This window comes from Saccharopolyspora rosea (genome assembly GCF_025643595.1).
Taxonomy (GTDB): domain Bacteria; phylum Actinomycetota; class Actinomycetes; order Mycobacteriales; family Pseudonocardiaceae; genus Saccharopolyspora; species Saccharopolyspora rosea.
In genome coordinates this window covers 4,839,627-4,858,308 of record NZ_CP102826.1, presented here as the reverse complement: position 1 = coordinate 4,858,308, position 18,682 = coordinate 4,839,627, and the positions used below count along the sequence as shown (strand labels likewise).

The 18,682-nt window shown below is 72.7% G+C and carries 19 protein-coding genes; 14 read left to right on the top strand and 5 right to left on the bottom strand.

Going from position 1 to position 18,682, the window contains the following annotated elements; translation table 11 throughout:
- The first annotated feature begins 4 nt into the window (after positions 1–4).
- Genes alaS through NV263_RS22540 form a run of 4 tightly spaced genes read left to right on the top strand, consistent with a single transcriptional unit; the run spans position 5 to position 5,190 of the window.
- The gene (gene alaS / locus NV263_RS22555) at positions 5–2,677 is read left to right on the top strand and encodes an alanine--tRNA ligase (protein WP_263248612.1); all 2,673 of its coding nucleotides are present in this window, start codon (positions 5–7) and stop codon (positions 2,675–2,677) included.
- Entirely contained in the window at positions 2,674–3,150 is a 477-nt protein-coding gene (ruvX, locus tag NV263_RS22550) for a Holliday junction resolvase RuvX (RefSeq protein ID WP_263248611.1), read from the top strand. Before alaS ends, ruvX begins: the two co-directional genes overlap by 4 nt.
- The gene (gene mltG, locus NV263_RS22545) at positions 3,147–4,349 is read left to right on the top strand and encodes an endolytic transglycosylase MltG (RefSeq protein ID WP_263248610.1); all 1,203 of its coding nucleotides are present in this window, start codon (positions 3,147–3,149) and stop codon (positions 4,347–4,349) included. The genes ruvX and mltG overlap by 4 nt, the downstream gene beginning before the upstream one ends.
- The gene (locus NV263_RS22540) at positions 4,336–5,190 is read left to right on the top strand and encodes a shikimate dehydrogenase (protein WP_263248609.1); all 855 of its coding nucleotides are present in this window, start codon (positions 4,336–4,338) and stop codon (positions 5,188–5,190) included. The genes mltG and NV263_RS22540 overlap by 14 nt, the downstream gene beginning before the upstream one ends.
- Before the next feature lie 57 nt (positions 5,191–5,247).
- Here the strand turns inward: NV263_RS22540 and NV263_RS22535 are convergent, their stop codons facing one another.
- Genes NV263_RS22535 through NV263_RS22525 form a run of 3 tightly spaced genes read right to left on the bottom strand, consistent with a single transcriptional unit; the run spans position 5,248 to position 7,580 of the window.
- Positions 5,248–5,511, bottom strand: a complete 264-nt coding sequence (locus NV263_RS22535; RefSeq protein WP_263248608.1) for an HPr family phosphocarrier protein — start codon at positions 5,509–5,511, stop codon at positions 5,248–5,250.
- Between the two features lie 39 nt (positions 5,512–5,550).
- Entirely contained in the window at positions 5,551–6,777 is a 1,227-nt protein-coding gene (locus NV263_RS22530) for a PTS transporter subunit EIIC (RefSeq protein ID WP_263248607.1), read from the bottom strand.
- Positions 6,774–7,580 carry a GntR family transcriptional regulator gene (locus NV263_RS22525; RefSeq protein ID WP_263248606.1) on the bottom strand — a complete coding sequence of 269 codons (807 nt, stop codon included), beginning with the start codon at positions 7,578–7,580 and terminating at the stop codon, positions 6,774–6,776. The genes NV263_RS22530 and NV263_RS22525 overlap by 4 nt, the downstream gene beginning before the upstream one ends.
- 97 nt (positions 7,581–7,677) lie before the next feature.
- Here NV263_RS22525 and NV263_RS22520 point away from each other — a divergent pair, with 97 nt between their 5' ends.
- The 8 genes from NV263_RS22520 to NV263_RS22485 all read left to right on the top strand — a co-directional run bounded on the left by NV263_RS22520 (position 7,678) and on the right by NV263_RS22485 (position 14,233).
- Complete coding sequence (locus NV263_RS22520; protein ID WP_317630360.1) at positions 7,678–8,040, top strand: glucose PTS transporter subunit EIIB; 363 nt, start codon at positions 7,678–7,680, stop codon at positions 8,038–8,040.
- Positions 8,037–8,492, top strand: a complete 456-nt coding sequence (locus NV263_RS22515) for a PTS sugar transporter subunit IIA (RefSeq protein WP_263248605.1) — start codon at positions 8,037–8,039, stop codon at positions 8,490–8,492. The genes NV263_RS22520 and NV263_RS22515 overlap by 4 nt, the downstream gene beginning before the upstream one ends.
- 315 nt (positions 8,493–8,807) lie before the next feature.
- Complete coding sequence (locus NV263_RS22510) at positions 8,808–9,461, top strand: prepilin peptidase (protein WP_263248604.1); 654 nt, start codon at positions 8,808–8,810, stop codon at positions 9,459–9,461.
- Positions 9,446–10,651, top strand: a complete 1,206-nt coding sequence (gene aroC / locus NV263_RS22505) for a chorismate synthase (protein ID WP_263248603.1) — start codon at positions 9,446–9,448, stop codon at positions 10,649–10,651. The genes NV263_RS22510 and aroC overlap by 16 nt, the downstream gene beginning before the upstream one ends.
- The gene (locus NV263_RS22500) at positions 10,651–11,157 is read left to right on the top strand and encodes a shikimate kinase (RefSeq protein WP_263248602.1); all 507 of its coding nucleotides are present in this window, start codon (positions 10,651–10,653) and stop codon (positions 11,155–11,157) included. The genes aroC and NV263_RS22500 overlap by 1 nt, the downstream gene beginning before the upstream one ends.
- A gap of 17 nt (positions 11,158–11,174) precedes the next feature.
- Positions 11,175–12,284 carry a 3-dehydroquinate synthase gene (gene aroB / locus NV263_RS22495; RefSeq protein ID WP_263248601.1) on the top strand — a complete coding sequence of 370 codons (1,110 nt, stop codon included), beginning with the start codon at positions 11,175–11,177 and terminating at the stop codon, positions 12,282–12,284.
- Positions 12,281–12,712 carry a type II 3-dehydroquinate dehydratase gene (aroQ, locus tag NV263_RS22490; RefSeq protein WP_263248600.1) on the top strand — a complete coding sequence of 144 codons (432 nt, stop codon included), beginning with the start codon at positions 12,281–12,283 and terminating at the stop codon, positions 12,710–12,712. The genes aroB and aroQ overlap by 4 nt, the downstream gene beginning before the upstream one ends.
- Before the next feature lie 27 nt (positions 12,713–12,739).
- Positions 12,740–14,233 carry a beta-xylosidase gene (locus NV263_RS22485; protein WP_263248599.1) on the top strand — a complete coding sequence of 498 codons (1,494 nt, stop codon included), beginning with the start codon at positions 12,740–12,742 and terminating at the stop codon, positions 14,231–14,233.
- Between the two features lie 3 nt (positions 14,234–14,236).
- On the opposite strand, the gene NV263_RS22480 is transcribed toward NV263_RS22485, so the two are convergent.
- On the bottom strand, positions 14,237–15,397 hold the full coding sequence (locus tag NV263_RS22480; protein ID WP_263248598.1) for a glycoside hydrolase family 64 protein: 1,161 nt from the start codon (positions 15,395–15,397) through the stop codon (positions 14,237–14,239).
- A gap of 219 nt (positions 15,398–15,616) precedes the next feature.
- On the bottom strand, positions 15,617–16,582 hold the full coding sequence (locus tag NV263_RS22475) for a GlxA family transcriptional regulator (protein ID WP_263248597.1): 966 nt from the start codon (positions 16,580–16,582) through the stop codon (positions 15,617–15,619).
- Positions 16,583–16,653: 71 nt separating this feature from the next.
- Between NV263_RS22475 and NV263_RS22470 the strand changes: the two genes are divergently transcribed.
- Both NV263_RS22470 and NV263_RS22465 read left to right on the top strand, forming a co-directional pair.
- Positions 16,654–17,940, top strand: a complete 1,287-nt coding sequence (locus NV263_RS22470; protein ID WP_263248596.1) for an MFS transporter — start codon at positions 16,654–16,656, stop codon at positions 17,938–17,940.
- A 16-nt stretch (positions 17,941–17,956) separates the two neighbouring features.
- Positions 17,957–18,619 carry a spermidine synthase gene (locus tag NV263_RS22465; protein WP_263248595.1) on the top strand — a complete coding sequence of 221 codons (663 nt, stop codon included), beginning with the start codon at positions 17,957–17,959 and terminating at the stop codon, positions 18,617–18,619.
- The last annotated feature ends 63 nt before the right edge of the window (positions 18,620–18,682 follow it).

The window sequence follows — 18,682 nt, the reverse complement described above, 5'->3', positions numbered from 1 at the left end:
CACCGTGCAGACCCACGAGATCAACGACCGCTTCACCGAGCACTTCCGCAGCCGCGGCCACACCGTGGTGCCCAGTGCCTCGCTGATCCTCGACGACCCCACGCTGCTGTTCGTCAACGCCGGGATGGTGCAGTTCAAGCCCTACTTCCTGGGCGACGCGCCGCCCCCGTACCCGCGCGCCACCAGCATCCAGAAGTGCGTGCGCACCGGGGACATCGACGAGGTCGGCAAGACCACCCGGCACAACACGTTCTTCCAGATGGCGGGCAACTTCTCGTTCGGCGACTACTTCAAGGACGGCGCCATCGAGAACGCCTGGGACCTGGTCACCAAGTCGCAGTCCGACGGCGGGTACGGCTTCGACCCGGAGCGGCTGTGGGTCACCGTCTACGAGCACGACGCCGAGGCCGCCGAGCTGTGGCGCAAGATCACCGGCATCCCCGCCGAGCGGATCCAGACCCGCGACGCCAAGGACAACTACTGGGACATGGGCGTGCCCGGCCCGGGCGGTCCGTGCTCGGAGATCTACTACGACCGCGGCCCGGCCTACGGCCGCGAGGGCGGCCCCGTCGTGGACGAGGACCGCTACATCGAGATCTGGAACCTGGTGTTCATGCAGGACATCAGGGGGGAGAAGAGCCCCAAGCAGGGCGGGCCGGTCATCGGTGAGCTGCCGACCAAGAACATCGACACCGGCATGGGCGTCGAGCGGGTGGCCTGCCTGCTGCAGGGCGTGGAGAACGTCTACGAGACCGACCTGGTCCGCCCGGTGATCGCCAAGGCCGAGGAGCTGTCCGGCCGCCGCTACGGCGTCGACCACGCCGACGACGTGCGGTTCCGGGTGATCGCCGACCACGCGCGCTCCGGCGTGATGCTCGTCGGCGACGGCGTCACCCCCGGCAACGAGGCGCGCGGCTACGTGCTGCGGCGGCTGCTGCGGCGCATCATCCGCTCCACCCGCCTGCTGGGCGTGCACGAGCCGGTGCTCAGCGAGTTCAGCAAGGTCGTGCGGGACGCCATGGCGCCCAGCTACCCGGAGCTGGTCACCGAGTTCGAGCGCATCGACTCGGTGATGCGCAACGAGGAAGAGGCGTTCCTGTCCACGCTGACCGCCGGGTCGAAGATCTTCGACGTCGCGGTCGCGGAGACCAAGAAGGCCGGCGGTCGGCAGCTGTCCGGTGACAAGGCGTTCCAGCTGCACGACACCTACGGCTTCCCCATCGACCTGACTCTGGAGATGGCCGCCGAGCAGGGCCTGTCCGTCGACGAGCAGGGCTTCCGCGACCTGATGGCCGAGCAGCGGCGCCGCGCCAAGGAGGACGCCAAGTCCCGCAAGACCGGGCACGGCGACCTGTCCACCTACCGCGCGCTGCTCGACCAGCACGGCACCACGGACTTCATCGGCTACACCGACCTCCAGTCGCACAGCCGGGTGCTCGGCCTGCTCGTGAACGGCCAGCCGGCGAAGTCCGCTGCGGCGGGCACCGAGGTCGAGCTGGTCCTGGACCGCACCCCGTTCTACGCCGAAGGCGGTGGGCAGATCGCCGACACCGGTCGGCTGGTCGGCCCGGGCGTCGAGGTCGAGGTGCTCGACGTGCAGCGCGCCGTGCCCGGGCTGTTCGTGCACCGGGCCCGGGTCGTCGAAGGCGAGCTGGGCGTGGACACCCAGCTGGAGGCCGCCGTCGACGCCGCCCGCCGCCAGGCCATCGCCCGCTCGCACTCCGCGACGCACCTGGTGCACGCGGCGGTGCGCAGCGCCTACGGCAAGCGCGCCGCGCAGGCCGGTTCGCTGAACTCGCCGGGCCGCATGCGGTTCGACTTCACCGCGCCCTCGGCGGTGTCCTCGGACGTGCTCGTCGGCGTCGAGCAGGAGGTCAACGACTACCTGCAGACCGACGCCGAGGTGCAGTCCTACACCACGACCATGGACCGCGCCATGGAGCTCGGCGCTATCGCGCTGTTCGGCGAGAAGTACGGCGACCAGGTGCGGGTGGTCGACATGGGCGACTACTCGCGCGAGCTGTGCGGTGGCACGCACGTGCCGCGCATCGGGCACCTCGGCGTGGTCAAGCTCGTCGCCGACGCGTCCGTGGGCTCCGGTGTGCACCGCGTCGAGGCGCTGGTCGGCATGGACGCGATGCGGCACATCAGCAAGGAGCACTTGCTGGTCAGCCAGCTCGCCGAGCAGTTCAAGGTGCCCGCCGAACAGCTGCCGGAGCGCATCGCGGGCGTGGTCGACCGGCTGCGCAGCGCCGAGAAGGAGCTCCAGCAGCTGCGGATCTCCCAGGTGCTGTCGTCGGCCGGGGAACTCGCCGACAAGGGCACCGACGTGCACGGCGTGACGCTGGTCGCCGAGCAGGTGCCGGACGGCGTGGACGGTGGCGCGCTGCGCGCCCTCGCGGGCGAGGTCCGCGGTCGCCTGGGCTCGCGCCCGGCCGTGGTCGCGCTGTTCTCCGCCGACGACGGGAAGGTCTCCTTCGTGGTCGGCGTCAACGACGCCGCGCGGGACCGGGGGCTGGCCGCGGGCAAGCTCGTCCCGGCGTTCGCGCCCGAGGTCGGCGGCCGCGGCGGCGGCAAGCCCGACATGGCCCAGGGCGGCGGTTCCGACCCGTCCGGGGTCACCGCGGCGGTCGGCAAGCTGCGCGAGGAAGTGGACCGGGTGGTGGCCGGCGCGTGAGCGAGCAGCGGCGAGGCCCGGACCCCGGTCCGGGCCGACGCCTCGGCGTGGACGTCGGCGCAGTGCGCGTCGGGGTCGCGCTCAGCGATCCCGCACCGATGCTGGCCACACCGCTGGTCACCCTGCAACGCGATGCCGAGGGCGGCACCGACCTCACCCGGCTGGCCGAACTGGTCGTCGAGCACGAGGTCGTCGAGGTCGTCGTCGGCATGCCCAAGACGCTGGCCGGGCGGCACGGCCAGGCCGCCGAGGCGGCGCAGGAGTACGGCGAGGCGCTGGCGGGGCGGATCGCCCCGGTGCCGGTGCGCTTCGTCGACGAACGGCTCACCACCGTCACCGCGAGCCGCGTGCTGTCGCAACGCGGCGTGAAGGGCAGGAAGCAGCGGGCCGTGGTCGACCAGGCCGCGGCGGTGGAGATCCTGCAGGCGTATCTGGACACCCGGGGGCAGACGAGACGAGAGGGACTGTCGTGAGCGACGATCTCGGACTGTTCGCCGACGATGCCGGAGAGGCCCCGCGCCGCGCCCCCGACCCGGAACGCTTCCGCCGCCGCAAGCGGCGCCGGGTGGTCACCGCCCTGGCCGGGCTGTTCGTGCTCGTGCTGGTCAGCGGCGGAGTGGTGTACGGCGTCAGCCAGATCATGCGGATCATCGGGTACGACGACTTCGACGGTGCGGGCACCGGTGAGGTGGTCGTCGAGATCAAGGCCGGCGACACCGTCCGGGGCGTCGGCAGCACCCTGGTCCAGCAGGGCGTGGTGGCCAGCACCAAGGCGTTCACCAAGGCAGCCGAGGGCAACCGGGACATCCAGAGCATCCAGCCCGGCTTCTACCTGATGCGGGCGCGGATGTCCGGGCAGGCGGCGGTGGCGCGCATCCTCTCGCCGGAGGCCAAGGTCGGCCGGGTGGAGATCCGCGGCGGCATGCGGCTGGACGACCAGCTCGCCCCCGACGGCGGGCACACCCCGGGCATCCTGACCAAGCTCGCCCAGGCCACCTGCGCGGGCCGCAACGCCCAGTGCGTCAGCCCGGACCAGATGCGCCAGGTGGCCGAGACGGCGGACCTGAAGTCGCTGGGCGTGCCGGACTGGGCGGTCGCCGACGCGTCCCGGGCCGAACCCGCGCGGCGGCTGGAAGGGCTGATCATGCCCGGCGTCTACGACGTCAAACCGGGCGAGACGGCCGAGAACGTGCTGCACGACGTGCTCACCCGGTCGGCGGCGCAGCTGGAGGTCGCCGGACTGCCGCAGGCCGCCGACGGCACCGGGCACAGCCCGTACGAGCTGCTCACCCTGGCGTCGCTGGTGCAGAGCGAGGCCATCGAGAAGGACTTCCCGCGGGTGGCGCGGGTGATCGACAACCGGCTCAAGCCGCCGGCCATGCGCCTCGGCCTGGACTCGACGATCAACTACCCGCTGGACAAGCCGTCGCTGCTGACCAAACCGGAGGACCGGCAGCGGCCGGGCCCGTACAACACGTACCAGAACTACGGCCTGCCGCCGACGCCGATCTCCTCGGTCAGCAGGGCGGCGATCAACGCGGCGGAGAAGCCCACCGCCGGTGACTGGAAGTACTTCGTGAAGTGCTACCCGGACGGCACCTCCTGCTTCGCCACCACGCCGCAGGAGCACGAGCAGTACATCAAGGAGGCCCAGCAGCGTGGCGCGTTCTGAGGTCCGCAGGGCGGCGGTGCTCGGTTCCCCGATCGAGCACTCGCTGTCCCCGGTGCTGCACGGTGCGGCGTACGCGGCTCTCGGGCTGGAGCACTACCGCTACGAGCGGGTCGAGGTGGACGCGCGGGGACTGCCCGGGTTCGTCGCCGGGCTGGGCCCGGAGTGGGTCGGGCTGTCGGTGACGATGCCGGGCAAGCGGGCCGCGCTGGCGGTCGCCGACGAGGCGACCGCGCGGGCCGCCGCGGTCGGCGCGGCGAACACGCTCGCGCGGCGGGCCGACGGCGGTTGGGCGGCCGATTGCACCGATGTGGACGGTGTGGTCGGAGCGCTGCGCGCCGCAGGCGGTTTCACCACCGGCCACAGTGGACTGATCCTGGGCGCGGGCGGTACCGCCGCCGCGACGTTGGCGGCGTTCGCCGAACTCGGCGTGCGCGACGTGGTGCTCGCCGTGCGCGAGCCCGCCCGTGCGGCGGAGGCGGCGGAGACCGCCGAACGCGTCGGCGTGCGGGTGCGGGTCGAACGGCTCGACCACCTCGACCTCGCCGCCGCGGCGACGGCCTCCGACGTCGTGGTGTCGACGCTGCCCGCCGGGGCGTTGGACGCCCGGGCGGCGGAGCTGGCGACGGCGTCGTGCGTGCTCGACGTCGTCTACCACCCGTGGCCCACGCCGCTGGCGAGCGCGGTGCTGGCCGCCGGGGGACGCGTCGCCACCGGCCTGGACATGCTGCTGCACCAGGCGTTCGGCCAGGTCGAGCAGTTCACCGGCCGCGCCGCCCCGCGGCGGGAGATGCGCGACGCCCTGGCCTCCGCCACCGGTGACGAGGTGCCCCTCCCGCTCTGAGCGCCCGCCTTCGGGGACGGGGGCTCCCCATCTCGGGGAAACGGGGAGCCCGTCGGGTCAGTCGAGTTCGGAGGCGACCAGGTCGGCGAGGTGGTCGAGGGCTTCGTCGGCGCCGTCGCCCTCGGCGGCGAGGACGACCTCGTCGCCGCAGGCGGCGCCGAGCGTCATCAGGCCGAGGATGCTGCCCGCCTCGACCGGGGTGGTGCCGTCCTTGCGGATCGTGATCGTCACCGGCTGCGCGGCGGCGGCCTTGGCCACCAGGGCCGCGGGGCGCGCGTGCAGCCCGACCTTGCTCACCACGGTGACGCGTCGCTCAGGCATGGTTCTCCATTCGTCGGGGGATCGGGGGATGCGCCGAGATCAGCTGTTGTCGGGGCTCGACGCCGAACCACTCGCGGCATTGTCCGCAGCGGTTTCGTCCTCCTCGCGGCCGGGGGTGCGCAGGTTCCACTTCGTGATCACGAACCGGAACACGAAGTAGTACACGACGGCGTAGGCCAGGCCGATCGGGATCAGCCACAGCGAGTGCCGCGAGATGCCGAAGTTGAGCACGTAGTCGATGGCGCCCGCGGAGAAGCCGAACCCGGTGTGGATGTCCAGCGCGTTGACCAGCGCCATCGACGTCCCCGTCAGCACCGCGTGGATCAGCAGCAGCGGCCAGGCCACGAAGATGAACGAGAACTCCAGGGGTTCGGTGACACCGGTGAGGAACGCGGTCAGCGCCACCGACAGCATCACGCCGCCGACCACCTTGCGCTGCGAGGGCTTGGCGGAGCGCCAGATCGCCAGCGCCGCGGCGGGCAGGGCGAACATGAAGATCGGGAAGAAACCGGTCATGAACGTGCCCGCGGTCGGGTCGCCGGCGAAGAAGCGCGCGATGTCGCCGCGCTGGCCCTGGTAGTCGCCGAAGGTGAACCACACGACGCTGTTCGGGATGTGGTGCAGGCCGAACGGCAGCAGCAGCCGGTTGATCACGCCGTACACCCCGCCGCCGACCACCGCGTTGGAGGTGACCGCGTCGCTGAAGGCGGTCAGACCCCTGTCGAACAGCGGGTACAGCAGACCCAGCACCACGCCCGCGAGGACCATGGCGAACGCGGTCACGATCGGCACGAACCGGCGCCCGCCGAAGAAGCCCAGGTAGGCGGGCAGTTTGATGCGGTGGTAGCGCTGCCACAGCCAGGCCGCGGTCAGGCCGGCGACGATGCCGCCCAGGACGCCGTAGGGGCCCTTGTTGTAGGCGGTGCCCGTCTCCTGTCCGGTGATCTGCCACAGCACCCCGGACAGCACCAGGTAGCCCACCGCCGCGGCCAGCGCGGTCGACCCGTCGGCCTTCTTGGCGAAGCCGATCGCCACACCGATGGCGAACAGCAGCGGCAGGTTGTCGAACAGCGCGCCGCCCGCCGCCCCGATGACGCTCGCGACGCTCTTCAGCGCGCCGATGCTGCCCAGCAGGTCGTCCTGGCCGAGCCGCTGGAGCAGCGCGGCGGCGGGCAGGACGGCGATCGGCAGCATCAGGCTGCGGCCCAGCCGTTGCAGCAGCGCGAAGCCCTGCCTGCCGGACGCCGTGGTGGCGCTGGCACTCATCGGTTACCTCCTGTGTCGGGTCCGCCGGGCCGGTGACCGGCGGGTTCGGGGTTCCGGTCCAGCTGCATGGTCACCTGGTACAGGTCGCCCCGGTACCAGGAAGTCATGTCCTCGACCGGGGTTCCGCGCGCGGTGGACACCCGGCGGAACACCAGCACCGGGCTGCCGGGGCGCACGCCCAGCAGCCGGGCGGTCTCGGCGTCGGCACCCTCGGCGAGCACGGTCTGGGTGCCGCGCTCCAGGTGCACGTCGTACTCGCGCGCCAGCAGCGAGTAGAGCGAGTCGGTCAGGTCGTGGTCGAGCAGACCGGGCAGCACGTCGGCGTGGTACCAGCCGCGCTCCACGGCCATCGGCGCGCCGTCGGCCTTGCGCAGCCGGTACAGCCAGTGCGCAGCCCTGCCGGGCGCCAGGCCCAGGGCCTCGGCGGTGCCCGGCGGCGGGATCGTCGCGGCGGCCTCCAGCAGCACCGTCTCCGGGCGCATCCCGCGGCGCCGCATGTCCTCGGTGAACGACGCCAGGTGCAGTTGGGACTCCACGCGGGGCCGGGTGGTGAAGGTTCCCTTGCCGCGCACGCGGACGAGCAGCCCCTCGGCGACGAGCTGGCCGACCGCCTCGCGCACGGTGAGCCGGGAGACGCCGTAGCGGGCGGCGAGGTCGCGTTCGGACGGCACCGGCGAGCCGGGCAGCAGTTCGCTGCGCGCGAGGTCGCGCAGGATCTCCCGCAACTGCGCGTGCTTGGGCGTCGGCCCGTCGCGCAGCACGGCGCGCGGCGGGCCTGTCGCGGGATCGCGAACGTCGGCCACACTGCCTCCCACCGGGCGCCTCGGTGCTCGTTGCCCGGTCCTGTTTCCCCGGTCCGGAAGTTGGTACTGTCCGGTCTAAACCAGTTGGTTGCGAACAATGCGCGGTCATGCGATCGGGTGTCAAGGCGGAACACGTTTCGTTGCCGCATCGACACCGGTTGGCGCAAGATCGTCGTCGCGCGGTCCGGCGGACCGCGGTGCGCACGAACGGAAGGAGCACGAGGTGGCTCAGGACAAGGCCGCGGCGATCCTGGCCGCGCTCGGCGGCAGTGGCAACGTGGCGGAGATCGAAGCGTGCATCACGCGCCTGCGCTGCGAGGTCGAGGACGCGTCCAAGGTCGACGAGGCGGCGCTGAAGTCCGCCGGCGCGCACGGCGTGATGCAGCAGGGCACCGTCGTGCAGGTCGTGGTGGGGCCGGAGGCGGACACCCTCGGCGACGAGATCGGGGACCTGCTGTGAGCGTGGAGGTGGGCAGCCCGGTCGAAGGACTGGCGACGACGCTGACCGAGGTTCCCGACCCGGTGTTCTCGCAGGCCATGGTCGGTCCGGGCGTCGCGGTCAAGCCGCGCGCCGGGCGCGTGGACGCGGTCGCCCCGGTCGCCGGCACGGTGGCCACGTTGCACCCGCACGCGTTCGTGGTCGCCACCGGCGGTGGCGTGGCGATCCTGGTGCACCTGGGCATCGACACCGTCAAGCTCAAGGGCGAGGGCTTCACGCTGCACGTCGAGAAGGGTGACGTGGTGGCGGCCGGGCAGAAGATCGTGAGCTGGGACCCGGCCGAGGTCGAGTCGCACGGCTACTCCTCGGTGTGCCCGGTGGTCGCGCTGGACGTCGCGCCGGAGGCGCTGGCGGACGTCCGCGAGGACGGTCAGGTCGTGGCGGGCGAGACGCTGTTCACCGTGGGGTCCTGACAGAGCCTGTCTTTGAACTCGTTTTGGGTGGCGGTGCCGGTGGCGGAACCTCAGCGGCCGTCTCGACTGCGGAAGCCCCTCCTGATGTATGCCCAATACACGGCGTCGGGGCTGTCCTCGCGAGACGACCGCTGAGAACCCGCGGCGGTGCGGGCTGCGAGACCGCTCACCGAAGGAGAAAGCGGCTGGCGCCGCTTACCGAGAACCCTTTGGTATCAGGTTCAAAGACAGGCACTCATCTGAGGGCGTACCGACACGCGGGTCTTCGGCGGTCGGATCCCGGGTGGGAGGCCCGGGCGGGGCCACGCTGGCGGCGTGGTGTTCGCGGTGTTCGTGGCCGGTGTCGTCGCGGGGCGGCTCGGCGCGTCGGTGCTGCGCGCGGCGCGCCGGGGCGTGCCGCCCCCGCCGTGGTGCTGCGAGGTCGGCGTGGCCGCGCTGTGGGCGGCCGCCGCCCTCCCGGCGCCGCCGTGGTGGTGGTTGCCGGTGCCGCTGGCGGTCGGCTGGTTCGGGGTGCTGCTCGCGGTGTGCGACGTGCGCGCCCGCAGGCTCCCGGACGTGTTGACGCTGCCCATCGGCCCGGTGCTGGCGGTGCTGCTGGCGTTCGCCGCGCCGCACCGCCCCGGTGTCCTGGTCGGCGCGGTCGTCGGCGTGGTCCTGTTCGGCGGGACGTACCTGCTGGTCCGGGCGGCGGTCCCGGCCGCGCTCGGGGCCGGGGACGTCAAGCTCGCGCTGGGCCTCGGTGCGGCGGTCGGCGCCGTGGTGTGGTGGGCGGTGCTCGTGGTGGTGCTGGTGGCCGCGGGGCTCACGCTGCTCGCCGCCCGCCGGTGCGCGCGGGTGCCGCACGGACCCGCGATGCTGGCCCCGGCGTGGGTGGTCACGGCGTTTCCGGAACTTCTGGCGAATGTGCCCCCAGCGGGCTCCGCGGTGGGCTCGTCGTGGCAGGATCTACAGGTGTGCTGCGTTGGATGACCGCCGGAGAATCGCACGGACCCGCCCTGGTCGCGGTGCTGGAGGGCATGGTCGCCGGGGTCGAGGTGACCACCCGGGACATCGCGTACCAGCTTCAGCGGCGCAAGCTCGGCTTCGGCCGCAGCCCGCGGATGAACTTCGAGGCCGACGAGCTGGAGGTCATCGGCGGCGTCCGGCACGGTCGCACCCAGGGCGGCCCGGTCGCGGTGCGCATCGGCAACACCGAGTGGCCCAAGTGGGAACAGGTGATGGCCGCGGACCCGGTGGACGAGGACGTGCTCGCCTCGCTCGCCCGCAACGCGCCCCTGACCCGCCCGCGGCCCGGTCACGCCGACCTGGCCGGGATGCAGAAGTACGGCTTCGACGAGGCCCGCCCGGTGCTGGAGCGGGCCAGCGCCCGGGAGACCGCCTCCCGGGTGGCGGTCGGCACGGTCGCCCGCAACTTCCTGCGGCAGCTGCTGGGCGTGGAGATCGTCAGCCACGTGATCAGCCTCGGCGGGGTCAGCGCCGAGACCGACGTGCTGCCGAATCCCGACGACCTGGCCGCCATCGACGAGAACCCGGTGCGCGCGTTCGGCGACGACGCCACCGAGCGGATGATGGCCGAGGTCGACGCGGCCAAGAAGGACGGTGACACGCTCGGCGGTGTCGTCGAGGTCATCGCCTACGGCCTGCCGCCGGGGCTGGGCTCGCACGTGCACTGGGACCGCAAGTTGGACGCCCGGCTGGCCGGGGCGCTGATGAGCATCCAGGCGATCAAGGGCGTGGAGATCGGCGAGGGGTTCGCCAACGCGGCCCGGCGCGGCAGCCAGGCGCACGACGAGATCTACCCGGCCGAGGGCGAGAAGTGGGTGCGGCGCGGCAGCAATCGCGCCGGTGGTCTGGAAGGCGGCATCACCAACGGCGAGCCGCTGATCGTGCGGGCGGCCAAGAAACCGATCTCCAGCCTGCCCCGCGCTCTGTCCACTGTGGACATGGCAACCGGCGAGCAGGCGCAGGCGATGCACCAGCGCTCGGACATCACCGCGGTGCCGCGCGCCGGCGTCGTCGCCGAGGCCATGGTGGCGCTGGTGCTGGCCGAGGCGGCGCTGGAGAAGTTCGGCGGCGACGCCCTGCCGGAGACCCGGCGCAACGTCGAGGGCTACCTCGCGGCGCTGCGGGAGCGCGCCGAGAAGCGGCAGGTGCGCTGATGGCGCCCCGCGCCGTGGTGGTCGGCCCGCCGGGGGCGGGCAAGTCGACCGTCGGCAGGTTGCTGGCCGAACGCCTCGGCGTGACCTTCCGCGACACCGACGACGACGTGGTGCGCTCCGCGGGACGGCCCATCGCCGACATCTTCGCCAACGACGGGGAACCGGCTTTCCGGGCGCTGGAGGAGGAGGCCGTGGCCGCGGCGTTGGCCGAGCACGACGGGGTGCTCGCGCTCGGCGGCGGTTCGGTGCTGTCCGAACGCACCCGCAAGCTGCTCGCCGAACACCGGGTGGTGTTCCTGTCGGTCGGGCTCGCCGAGGGCGCCCGGCGCGTCGGGCTGTCCACCGCGCGCCCGCTGCTGGCCGGGGTGAACCCGCGCGCCACGTTCCGGGCGCTGCTGGCGGAGCGGCTGCCCGTCTACCGGGAGGTCGCCACCGTGGAGATCGACACCGACGACGCCGGGCCCGACGAGGTCGTCGAGCGCGTCGTCGCCGCGCTCGACGCGTGATCACGGAAGGGACGAGGATGACCGAACCGGTGCGGATCAGGGTCAACGCGCAGCAGCCCTACGACGTCGTCGTGGGCCGCGGACTGCTCGGCGAGCTCGTCGACTTCCTGCGCGGCACCTCGACCGTCGCGCTGGTGCACCAGCCGACCATCACCGCCACCGTCGAGGCGGTCCGCGAGGAGCTCAGCGAGGCGGGCGTGGACGCGCACCGCGTCGAGATCCCCGACGCCGAGGACGGCAAGAGCCTGGCGGTCGCCGGGTTCTGCTGGGAGGTGCTCGGCAAGATCGGCATGGACCGCAGCGGCGTCGTGGTGTCCTTCGGCGGCGGTGCGGTCACCGACGTCGCGGGTTTCGTCGCGGGCACGTGGATGCGCGGCGTCCGCGTGGTGCACGTGCCGACCACGCTGCTGGGCATGGTGGACGCCGCGATCGGCGGCAAGACCGGCATCAACACCGACGCGGGCAAGAACCTGGTCGGGCTGTTCCACGAGCCGAGCCTGGTGCTGGCCGACCTGGCGACCCTGGAGGAGCTGCCGCGCAACGAACTCGTCGCCGGGATGGCCGAGGTCGTCAAGGCCGGGTTCATCGCCGACCCCGAGATCCTGCGGCTCGTCGAGGAGGACCCGCAGGCCGCGGTCGACCCGAGCGGTGACGTGCTCATCGAGCTGGTGCGCCGCGCCGTCCAGGTCAAGGCCGACGTGGTGTCCTCCGACCTCAAGGAGTCGCACCTGCGCGAGGTGCTCAACTACGGGCACACCCTCGCGCACGCCATCGAGCGCCGGGAGCGCTACCGCTGGCGGCACGGCGCGGCGGTCAGCGTCGGACTGGTGTTCGCCGCCGAACTGGCGCGCCTGGCGGGGCGCCTGGACGACGAGACCGCGGACCGGCACAAGCGCGTCCTCGACCTGCTCGGCCTGCCCACCGGCTACGACCCGGACGCGTTGAACCAGCTGCTGGAGGGCATGCGGCTGGACAAGAAGAACCGCTCCCGGGTGCTGCGGTTCGTGGTGCTGGACGGGTTGGCCAAGCCGGGCCGCCTGGAGGGGCCGGACCCGTCGTTGATCGCCGCCGCCTACTCCGCGCTCACCGGTGGCGAGGGGCGGTCCGGTTCGGAGGTGCTGCTGTGAAGGTCCTCGTCCTCAACGGACCGAACCTCGGTCGGCTGGGCAAGCGGGAACCGGGCATCTACGGCAGCACCACGCACGACGACCTCGTCGCGCTGTGCGAGCGGACCGGCGAGCAGCTCGGCATCGAGGTCGAGGTCCGGCAGACCGACTTCGAGGGCGAGATGGTCGGCTGGCTGCACGAGGCCGCCGACCGCGCCTGGCCGGTGGTGCTCAACGCGGGTGCCTGGACGCACTACTCGATCGCGGTCCGCGACGCCGCCGCCCAGCTGACCGCGGACCTGGTCGAACTGCACATCTCCAACGTGCACAAGCGGGAACCGTTCCGGCACACCAGTTACCTGTCGGACATCGCCACCGCCGTCATCGCCGGGCTGGGCGTGCGCGGCTATCCGCTCGCGCTGCGCTGGCTGGCGGAGGCGGGCGAGTAGCACTCGCGCGTCTCGCGCGGAACCGCCGTGGACAACGGAATTCCGTCGCGCCGTCGGCTTCGGGCGACGGCGGTCGTGCTGGCGGTGCTGCTGGCCGGGTGCACCGACGCCGTGCCCGAGCGGCACGCGTCGACGGTGTCGCCGGTGACCGCGCCGCCGGTCCCGGTCGCGCTGACCACCACCGGGTTCCGGCAGAGCAGCGGTGTCGTGGTGTCCGGCGGTCCGTCGGCGCCGTACGACTACGGACCGACGGTCCTCGCCGAGGGCGGGCGGTACCGGGTGTGGTGGTGCAGCCAACTGCCCGGGGCCGGACCGGCGGGCGATGACGTGCTGCACGCCGAGTCGGACCGGCCGGACGGCCCGTTCCCCGACGGTGTCGCGGTGTTCAGCGGCAGGCCGGGCGGTTTCGACGGGATGCACACCTGCGACCCATCGGTGCTGCGCGTCGGCGGTCGGTACTACCTGTACTACACCGGCGCCGCCGGGGACCACGCGCACGGCAACGCGATCGGCGTGGCGAGCAGCGCGGACGGCATCAACTGGCAGCGAGCGGGCGGTGGATCCGCGGCGCGTGGCGCCTCCCGGGAAGCGGGCGGGCCGATCGTCACCGCCTCCCACGAGGTCGAACGCGCCAACGACTACGGCGCGGGCCAGCCGTCCGCGCTGTACCTGGACGGCTGGTTCTACCTGATGTTCACCGACACCACCGCGTCCGGTGCGGGCTGGAACGGCGCCGGGCAGTTCGTGCTGCGCGCCCGCGACCCGGAGTTCACCGACGACGTGCAGGCGCTCACCGCCGAGGGGTTCCGGCCCGCCGACCGCTCCCGCCGGTCCCGGTCGGTCGTCGACGCGTTCAGCGCGGACTGGATGTGGGTGCCCGCGCTGGACGCCTTCGCGATCGCGCACCAGACCGCCGAGGGCACCACGATCACCTTCTGGGACCGCGACTTCACCCGCCACCCGTACCGGCCGGTGGTCGTCCCGGGGCCGTGGCAGGAGGGCCCGGGACTGGTGCGCGGCCCGGAGGGACGCGCGCCGGTGTCCACATCGGACCCGTGCGGCACCGTGCCGATCGACGTCCTGCGCGCCACGGTGCTGAATCCGGCGCCGACCGGCATCCGGCACTTCGGCATCGACGTCTCCGGCGCGGCCGGGTGCGCGCGAGCAGACCAGGCGCTGGCCGTCCTGGACGGCTTCGGCGTGCCGTCGCCGACGCGCACCGTCGACGTGGTCCGCGGCGGGGTGAAGGTCCGCGTCGAACGCCGCTCCGTGGCGGAGCGGATCGTGCCGGTGGTGCTCGACCGTCGGGTGTCCGCTGTGGACGGTGTACCGGTGGCGGGCACGATCCGGGCGCAGGCCCCGGCGTTGCGCGCGCCGAACGGCGACCTGGGGCTGCTCGACGACCGCGGTCGACTGTGGATGGTGGGTCCGGCGGCGGTCGCGGCGAACGAGTCACCGGTCACCGACGTCTCGCAGCGCGACTGGGACGCTCGCGCGGTCGCCGGTGACCTGCGGCCCTGACCGTCACCACCGGGTCAGCGTGACGGTGATCGACTTCGGCGCGCCGTCCTGGATGTAGGAGGCGAAGCCCGCCACGTCGTCGAAGGCGAACCCGTACGCCTTGCCGTCCTCGGCGTTGGCGTGCATCACCTTGGCGTAGTGGTTGGTGATGTCCTCCTGGTAGAAGGACTTCGGGTCGTCGCTGGGCTGCTCGGTCGCGCGCAGCAGCACGGACCGGTTGAACCCGGCCCCGAGCGCCGCCGCGACCGGCCCGGTGACCCCGTCGTTGGGCGCGGCCAGCGCCCCGTCGCAGAACAGCACGTCCCGAGTGGACGGACGGCTGAACGGTTTGACGCCGCCGTCGAAGGCGAACTGGTCCCCGGACACCTGCCCGGTGAAGGTCCGCCCGTCCCCGGCCTGCACGGTCAGCCGCTCACCGGCGTACTTCTTCCACACCGCGTCGATGTGCGAGTCGTAGTAGTCCTTCGGGAACAGGCCCAGGTCCAGGCCGTGGCCCGGGGCGACCACCCGCAGGTCCTCCTGCCGCAGCTTGGCGAACTCGGACTTCTCGCCGATGCCGCGGAAGATCGCGTCCCGGGCGCCGGGGGCCAGCTTGCCCGTCGTCTGGTCCTGCGAGCCCTGCAACCGGATCGACAGCGGCACGCTGAACATGTCGACCATCGTCGTGTTGCAGTACATGCCGTCGGACTTGAGCGTGAACTCGACGCAGTCGTGCAGCACGCCGTGGCTCGGGTCGTCGGGCACCCACCCCGCGGGGTATTGCAGCGCGGGCTTGCCGTCGCCGCCGGAGACGACCTTGAACTTCAGCTTGTCGCCGAGCGCGAAGTAGATCCGCCCGGACATCGCGGGCAACTGCAGCTGGGTGTCGCCGCTGCCCGCCAGGTCGATCGCGTAGTCGGCGAACCCGTCGGACCCGTTGTCCGAGGGCGACACCGGCTTCAGCTGCCCGTCCGGGGTCACCCGGGACTGCTCGCCGGTGTCCGGGTTCACGCCCACGACGTAGCACCAGATCGAGGTGTTGTCGAAGTGGCCGGTGTCGTTGACGATCGTCAGCGGCAACGCGGCGGCGGGGCGGGGACGCGCGAGCGCCGGGACGGATCCGAGGACGGGGACCGCGACCGAGGCGGCGGCGAGTCCACCGAGGAACGAACGTCTGTTGAACACGGTGAAGTCCTTTCGCCGGGGAAGTCGGGTGTGCCCGATTGTGAGATCGCGCACACACCCCGCCAATCCGCCGAACCGCCGCCGGGAGTTGACCGGTTCGGCGCACCGAACCGGTCAAGAACGGACAACGCCCAGGTCGGACGTCCTCAGTGGACGATCTGGGTGCGCGGGAGCCGGTGTGGCCGTGGGGCGCAGCGCCGCCGCGCACGGCGAGCCCGCTCAGGTCCGCCGGAAGGTCCGGCGGTAGGCCGTCGGACTGGTGCCCAGCCGTCGGCGCAGGTGCTTGCGCAGCGAGGAGGCATCGGTCAGCCCGGCGCGCTCGGCGACCTCATCGACCGGCAGGTCGGTGGACTCCAGCAGGTGCCGGGCGTGCTCGACGCGCTGCCGCAGCAACCACTCCAGCGGGCTGGTACCGGTCTCCTCGCGGAACCGGCGGGTGAACGTGCGCACGCTCGTCCGGGCGTGCGCGGCGAGCGCGTCCAGGGTCAACGGCTCGGCGAGCCGGTCCAGCATCCACGCGCGGGTCGGTGCGGTGCCGTTCCCGCCGGTGTCGGGCAGCGGGCGTTCGACGAACTGCGACTGGCCGCCCTCGCGCCACGGCGGGACGACGTTGCTGCGGGCCGCCCGGTTGGCGACCTCGCTGCCGTGGTCGCGGCGGATCACGTGCAGGCACAGGTCGATCCCGGCCGCCACACCGGCCGAGGACAGCACGTCGCCGTCGTCCACGAACAGCACGTCCGGACGCAGGTCGACGCGCGGGTACAGGCGGCGGAACCCGTCCGCGTGCGCCCAGTGCGTCGTCGCCGGTCTGCCGTCCAGCAGGCCGGCCGCGGCCAGCACGAAGGCGCCGGTGCAGATCGACATGATCCTGGTGCCCGCGGGCAGCTCCGCGAGGTACTCGGCCAGCTCCGGCGGCAGGCTGCCGTCCGTGCGCGGCCCCGCCAGGTGCGTGCCGGGCACGACCAGCGTGTCCGGTTCGCGCAGGAACTCCGCGTCCCGGTCGGGCATGATCGCGAAGCCCTTCGTCGTGCCGATCGGGCCACCGTCGAGGCTGAGCACCCGCACGTCGTAGAGCGGGCGGTGCTCGGAATCCTGCGCGGCGCCGAAGATCTGCGGTGGAATGGCCACGTCGAACCCGATGACGTCGGAGATGCCGAGCACGACGACCCGGTGCGGTTCGGTCATGGCCCGATTTTCCCGGATGTTGTCCTCCCGGCCACTCGTGGCCCCCGAACCGGCCGGCGACGCTGGCAGGCGTGATCGCTTCGGCAACCGCGAGGCGCGTCCACCCGGCGTGGTGGGTCGCGTTCGTCTCCTTCGTCGCCCTGCTCGGGGCCGCCGCGTTCCGCTCGGTGCCCGGTGTGTTCATGGACCCGCTGCACCGCGAGTTCGGCTGGCCGCACAGCACCATCTCGTTCGCGGTGTCGCTGAACCTGCTGCTGTACGGGCTCACCGCACCGTTCGCCGCCGCGCTGATGGCCCGGTTCGGCATCCGCCGGGTCACGGTCGCCGCGCTGCTGCTGGTGGCCGCCGGGAGCGGTGCCACGGTGTTCATGACCGCGAGCTGGCAGCTGGTGCTGTGCTGGGGACTGCTGGTCGGGCTGGGCACCGGTTCGATGGCGCTGGCGTTCGTGTCCACAGTGGTCGACCGGTGGTTCCTGGTCCGGCGCGGTCTGGTCAGCGGCGTGCTCACCGCCGCCAGCGCGACGGGGCAGCTGGTCTTCCTGCCGCTGGTCGCCTACCTGACCGGTGCGGCGGGCTGGCGCGCCGCCGCGCTGACCGTCACCGCCGCGGCGCTGGCCGTCGTCGTGCTGGTGCTGCTGCTGATGCGCGACCACCCGAGCGATCTGGGCACCACCGCCTACGGCGCGCCGGAAGGCGCTCCCGAACCGCCGCCCGACCCCGGAAACGCCGCCGCGCTGGCGCTGCGCACCGTGCGCGACGCCGCGAAGGTGCCCGCGTTCTGGTTGCTGGCAGGCGGTTTCGCGATCTGCGGCGCGAGCACCAACGGACTGGTCAACACGCACTTCGTGCCCGCCGCGCACGACCACGGCATGCCGCCCACTGCGGCCGCCGGGCTGCTGTCGGTGATCGGCGTGTTCGACGTCCTCGGCACGGTGGCGTCCGGATGGCTGACCGACCGGGTCAACCCGCGACTGCTGCTGGCCGTCTACTACACGCTGCGCGGGTTCTCGCTGTTCGTGCTGCCGACGCTGTTCGCCCCGTCCGTCGGCGCGGACATGGTGCTGTTCGTGGTGTTCTACGGCCTCGACTGGGTGGCCACCGTGCCGCCGACGATGGCGCTGTGCCGCGAGCGGTTCGGCCAGCGCGCGGCGCTGGTCTTCGGTTGGGTCTTCGCCTCCCACCAGGTCGGCGCCGCGGTCGTCGCGGGCGTCGCGGGGCTGGTGCGCGACCGGTTCGGCGACTACGCCGCCGCCTGGTACGGCGCAGGGCTGCTGTGCCTGCTCGCGACGGTCTTCTCGGTGTCGGTGCGCCGGTCGGGCCGGCAGGAGCGGGAGCCGGTCACCGCCGGGTCCGCGTGACTGTACGGTGTGGACGATGTCCGACCACGTCGCACGCGCCCGCAGCGAGCGGGGCGAGATCGTGCTGTCCCGCCGGGACGCGGCACTGGAGCTGCGCGTCAACGGCGTGTTCGTGATGGACACCGCGCACACCGACACCGAACGGCTGCTGGCGACCGCGACGCTGGCGCAGGTGCACCGGTCCGGCGGCCTCGACGTGCTCATCGGCGGTCTCGGGCTCGGTTTCACGCTGCGCGAGGTGCTCGGCGACCCCCGCGTCCGGTCGGCGCGGGTCGCCGAGATCGAACCCGACCTCGTCGACTGGCACCGGCGCGGACTCGTCCCGGACACCGCCGGAGCCGTCGCCGACGAGCGCGTCACCATCGCCGTCGGCGACGTCGCCGACGTGCTCGCCGCGACGCCCGCCGACAGCGTCGACGTGGTGCTGCTCGACGTCGACAACGGCCCCGGCTACCTCGTCTACGACGGCAACGCCGACCTGTACCGGCGCGACTTCCTCGCGCTGTGCCGGGCCCGGCTGCGCCCCGGGGGCACGCTGGCGGTCTGGTCGGCCGACACCTCGCCGGAGCTGTCCGCCGCGCTGGACGAGGTCTTCGGCGACTCCCGGGAACTCGCCGTCCCGGTCACGCTGGACAACAGGGAGACCACGTACCACGTGTTCCTCGCGACGCGGGAGTGAGTCTTCGACTTCATTCGCGTGGCGGGACCTCGGAAGCTGTCTTCGAACTCGTCCGGCGCGGCG

What these genes read in the sequence shown, in the direction of transcription:
- NV263_RS22500 (WP_263248602.1), top strand. Translation starts at nt 10,651, where the DNA reads ATGGCGCCCCGCGCCGTGGTGGTCGGCCCGCCGGGGGCGGGCAAGTCG.
- NV263_RS22465 (WP_263248595.1), top strand. Translation starts at nt 17,957, where the DNA reads ATGTCCGACCACGTCGCACGCGCCCGCAGCGAGCGGGGCGAGATCGTG.
- NV263_RS22520 (WP_317630360.1), top strand. Translation starts at nt 7,678, where the DNA reads ATGCGCGGTCATGCGATCGGGTGTCAAGGCGGAACACGTTTCGTTGCC.
- aroB (WP_263248601.1), top strand. Translation starts at nt 11,175, where the DNA reads ATGACCGAACCGGTGCGGATCAGGGTCAACGCGCAGCAGCCCTACGAC.
- NV263_RS22535 (WP_263248608.1), bottom strand. Translation starts at nt 5,511, where the DNA reads ATGCCTGAGCGACGCGTCACCGTGGTGAGCAAGGTCGGGCTGCACGCG.
- NV263_RS22530 (WP_263248607.1), bottom strand. Translation starts at nt 6,777, where the DNA reads ATGAGTGCCAGCGCCACCACGGCGTCCGGCAGGCAGGGCTTCGCGCTG.
- NV263_RS22475 (WP_263248597.1), bottom strand. Translation starts at nt 16,582, where the DNA reads ATGACCGAACCGCACCGGGTCGTCGTGCTCGGCATCTCCGACGTCATC.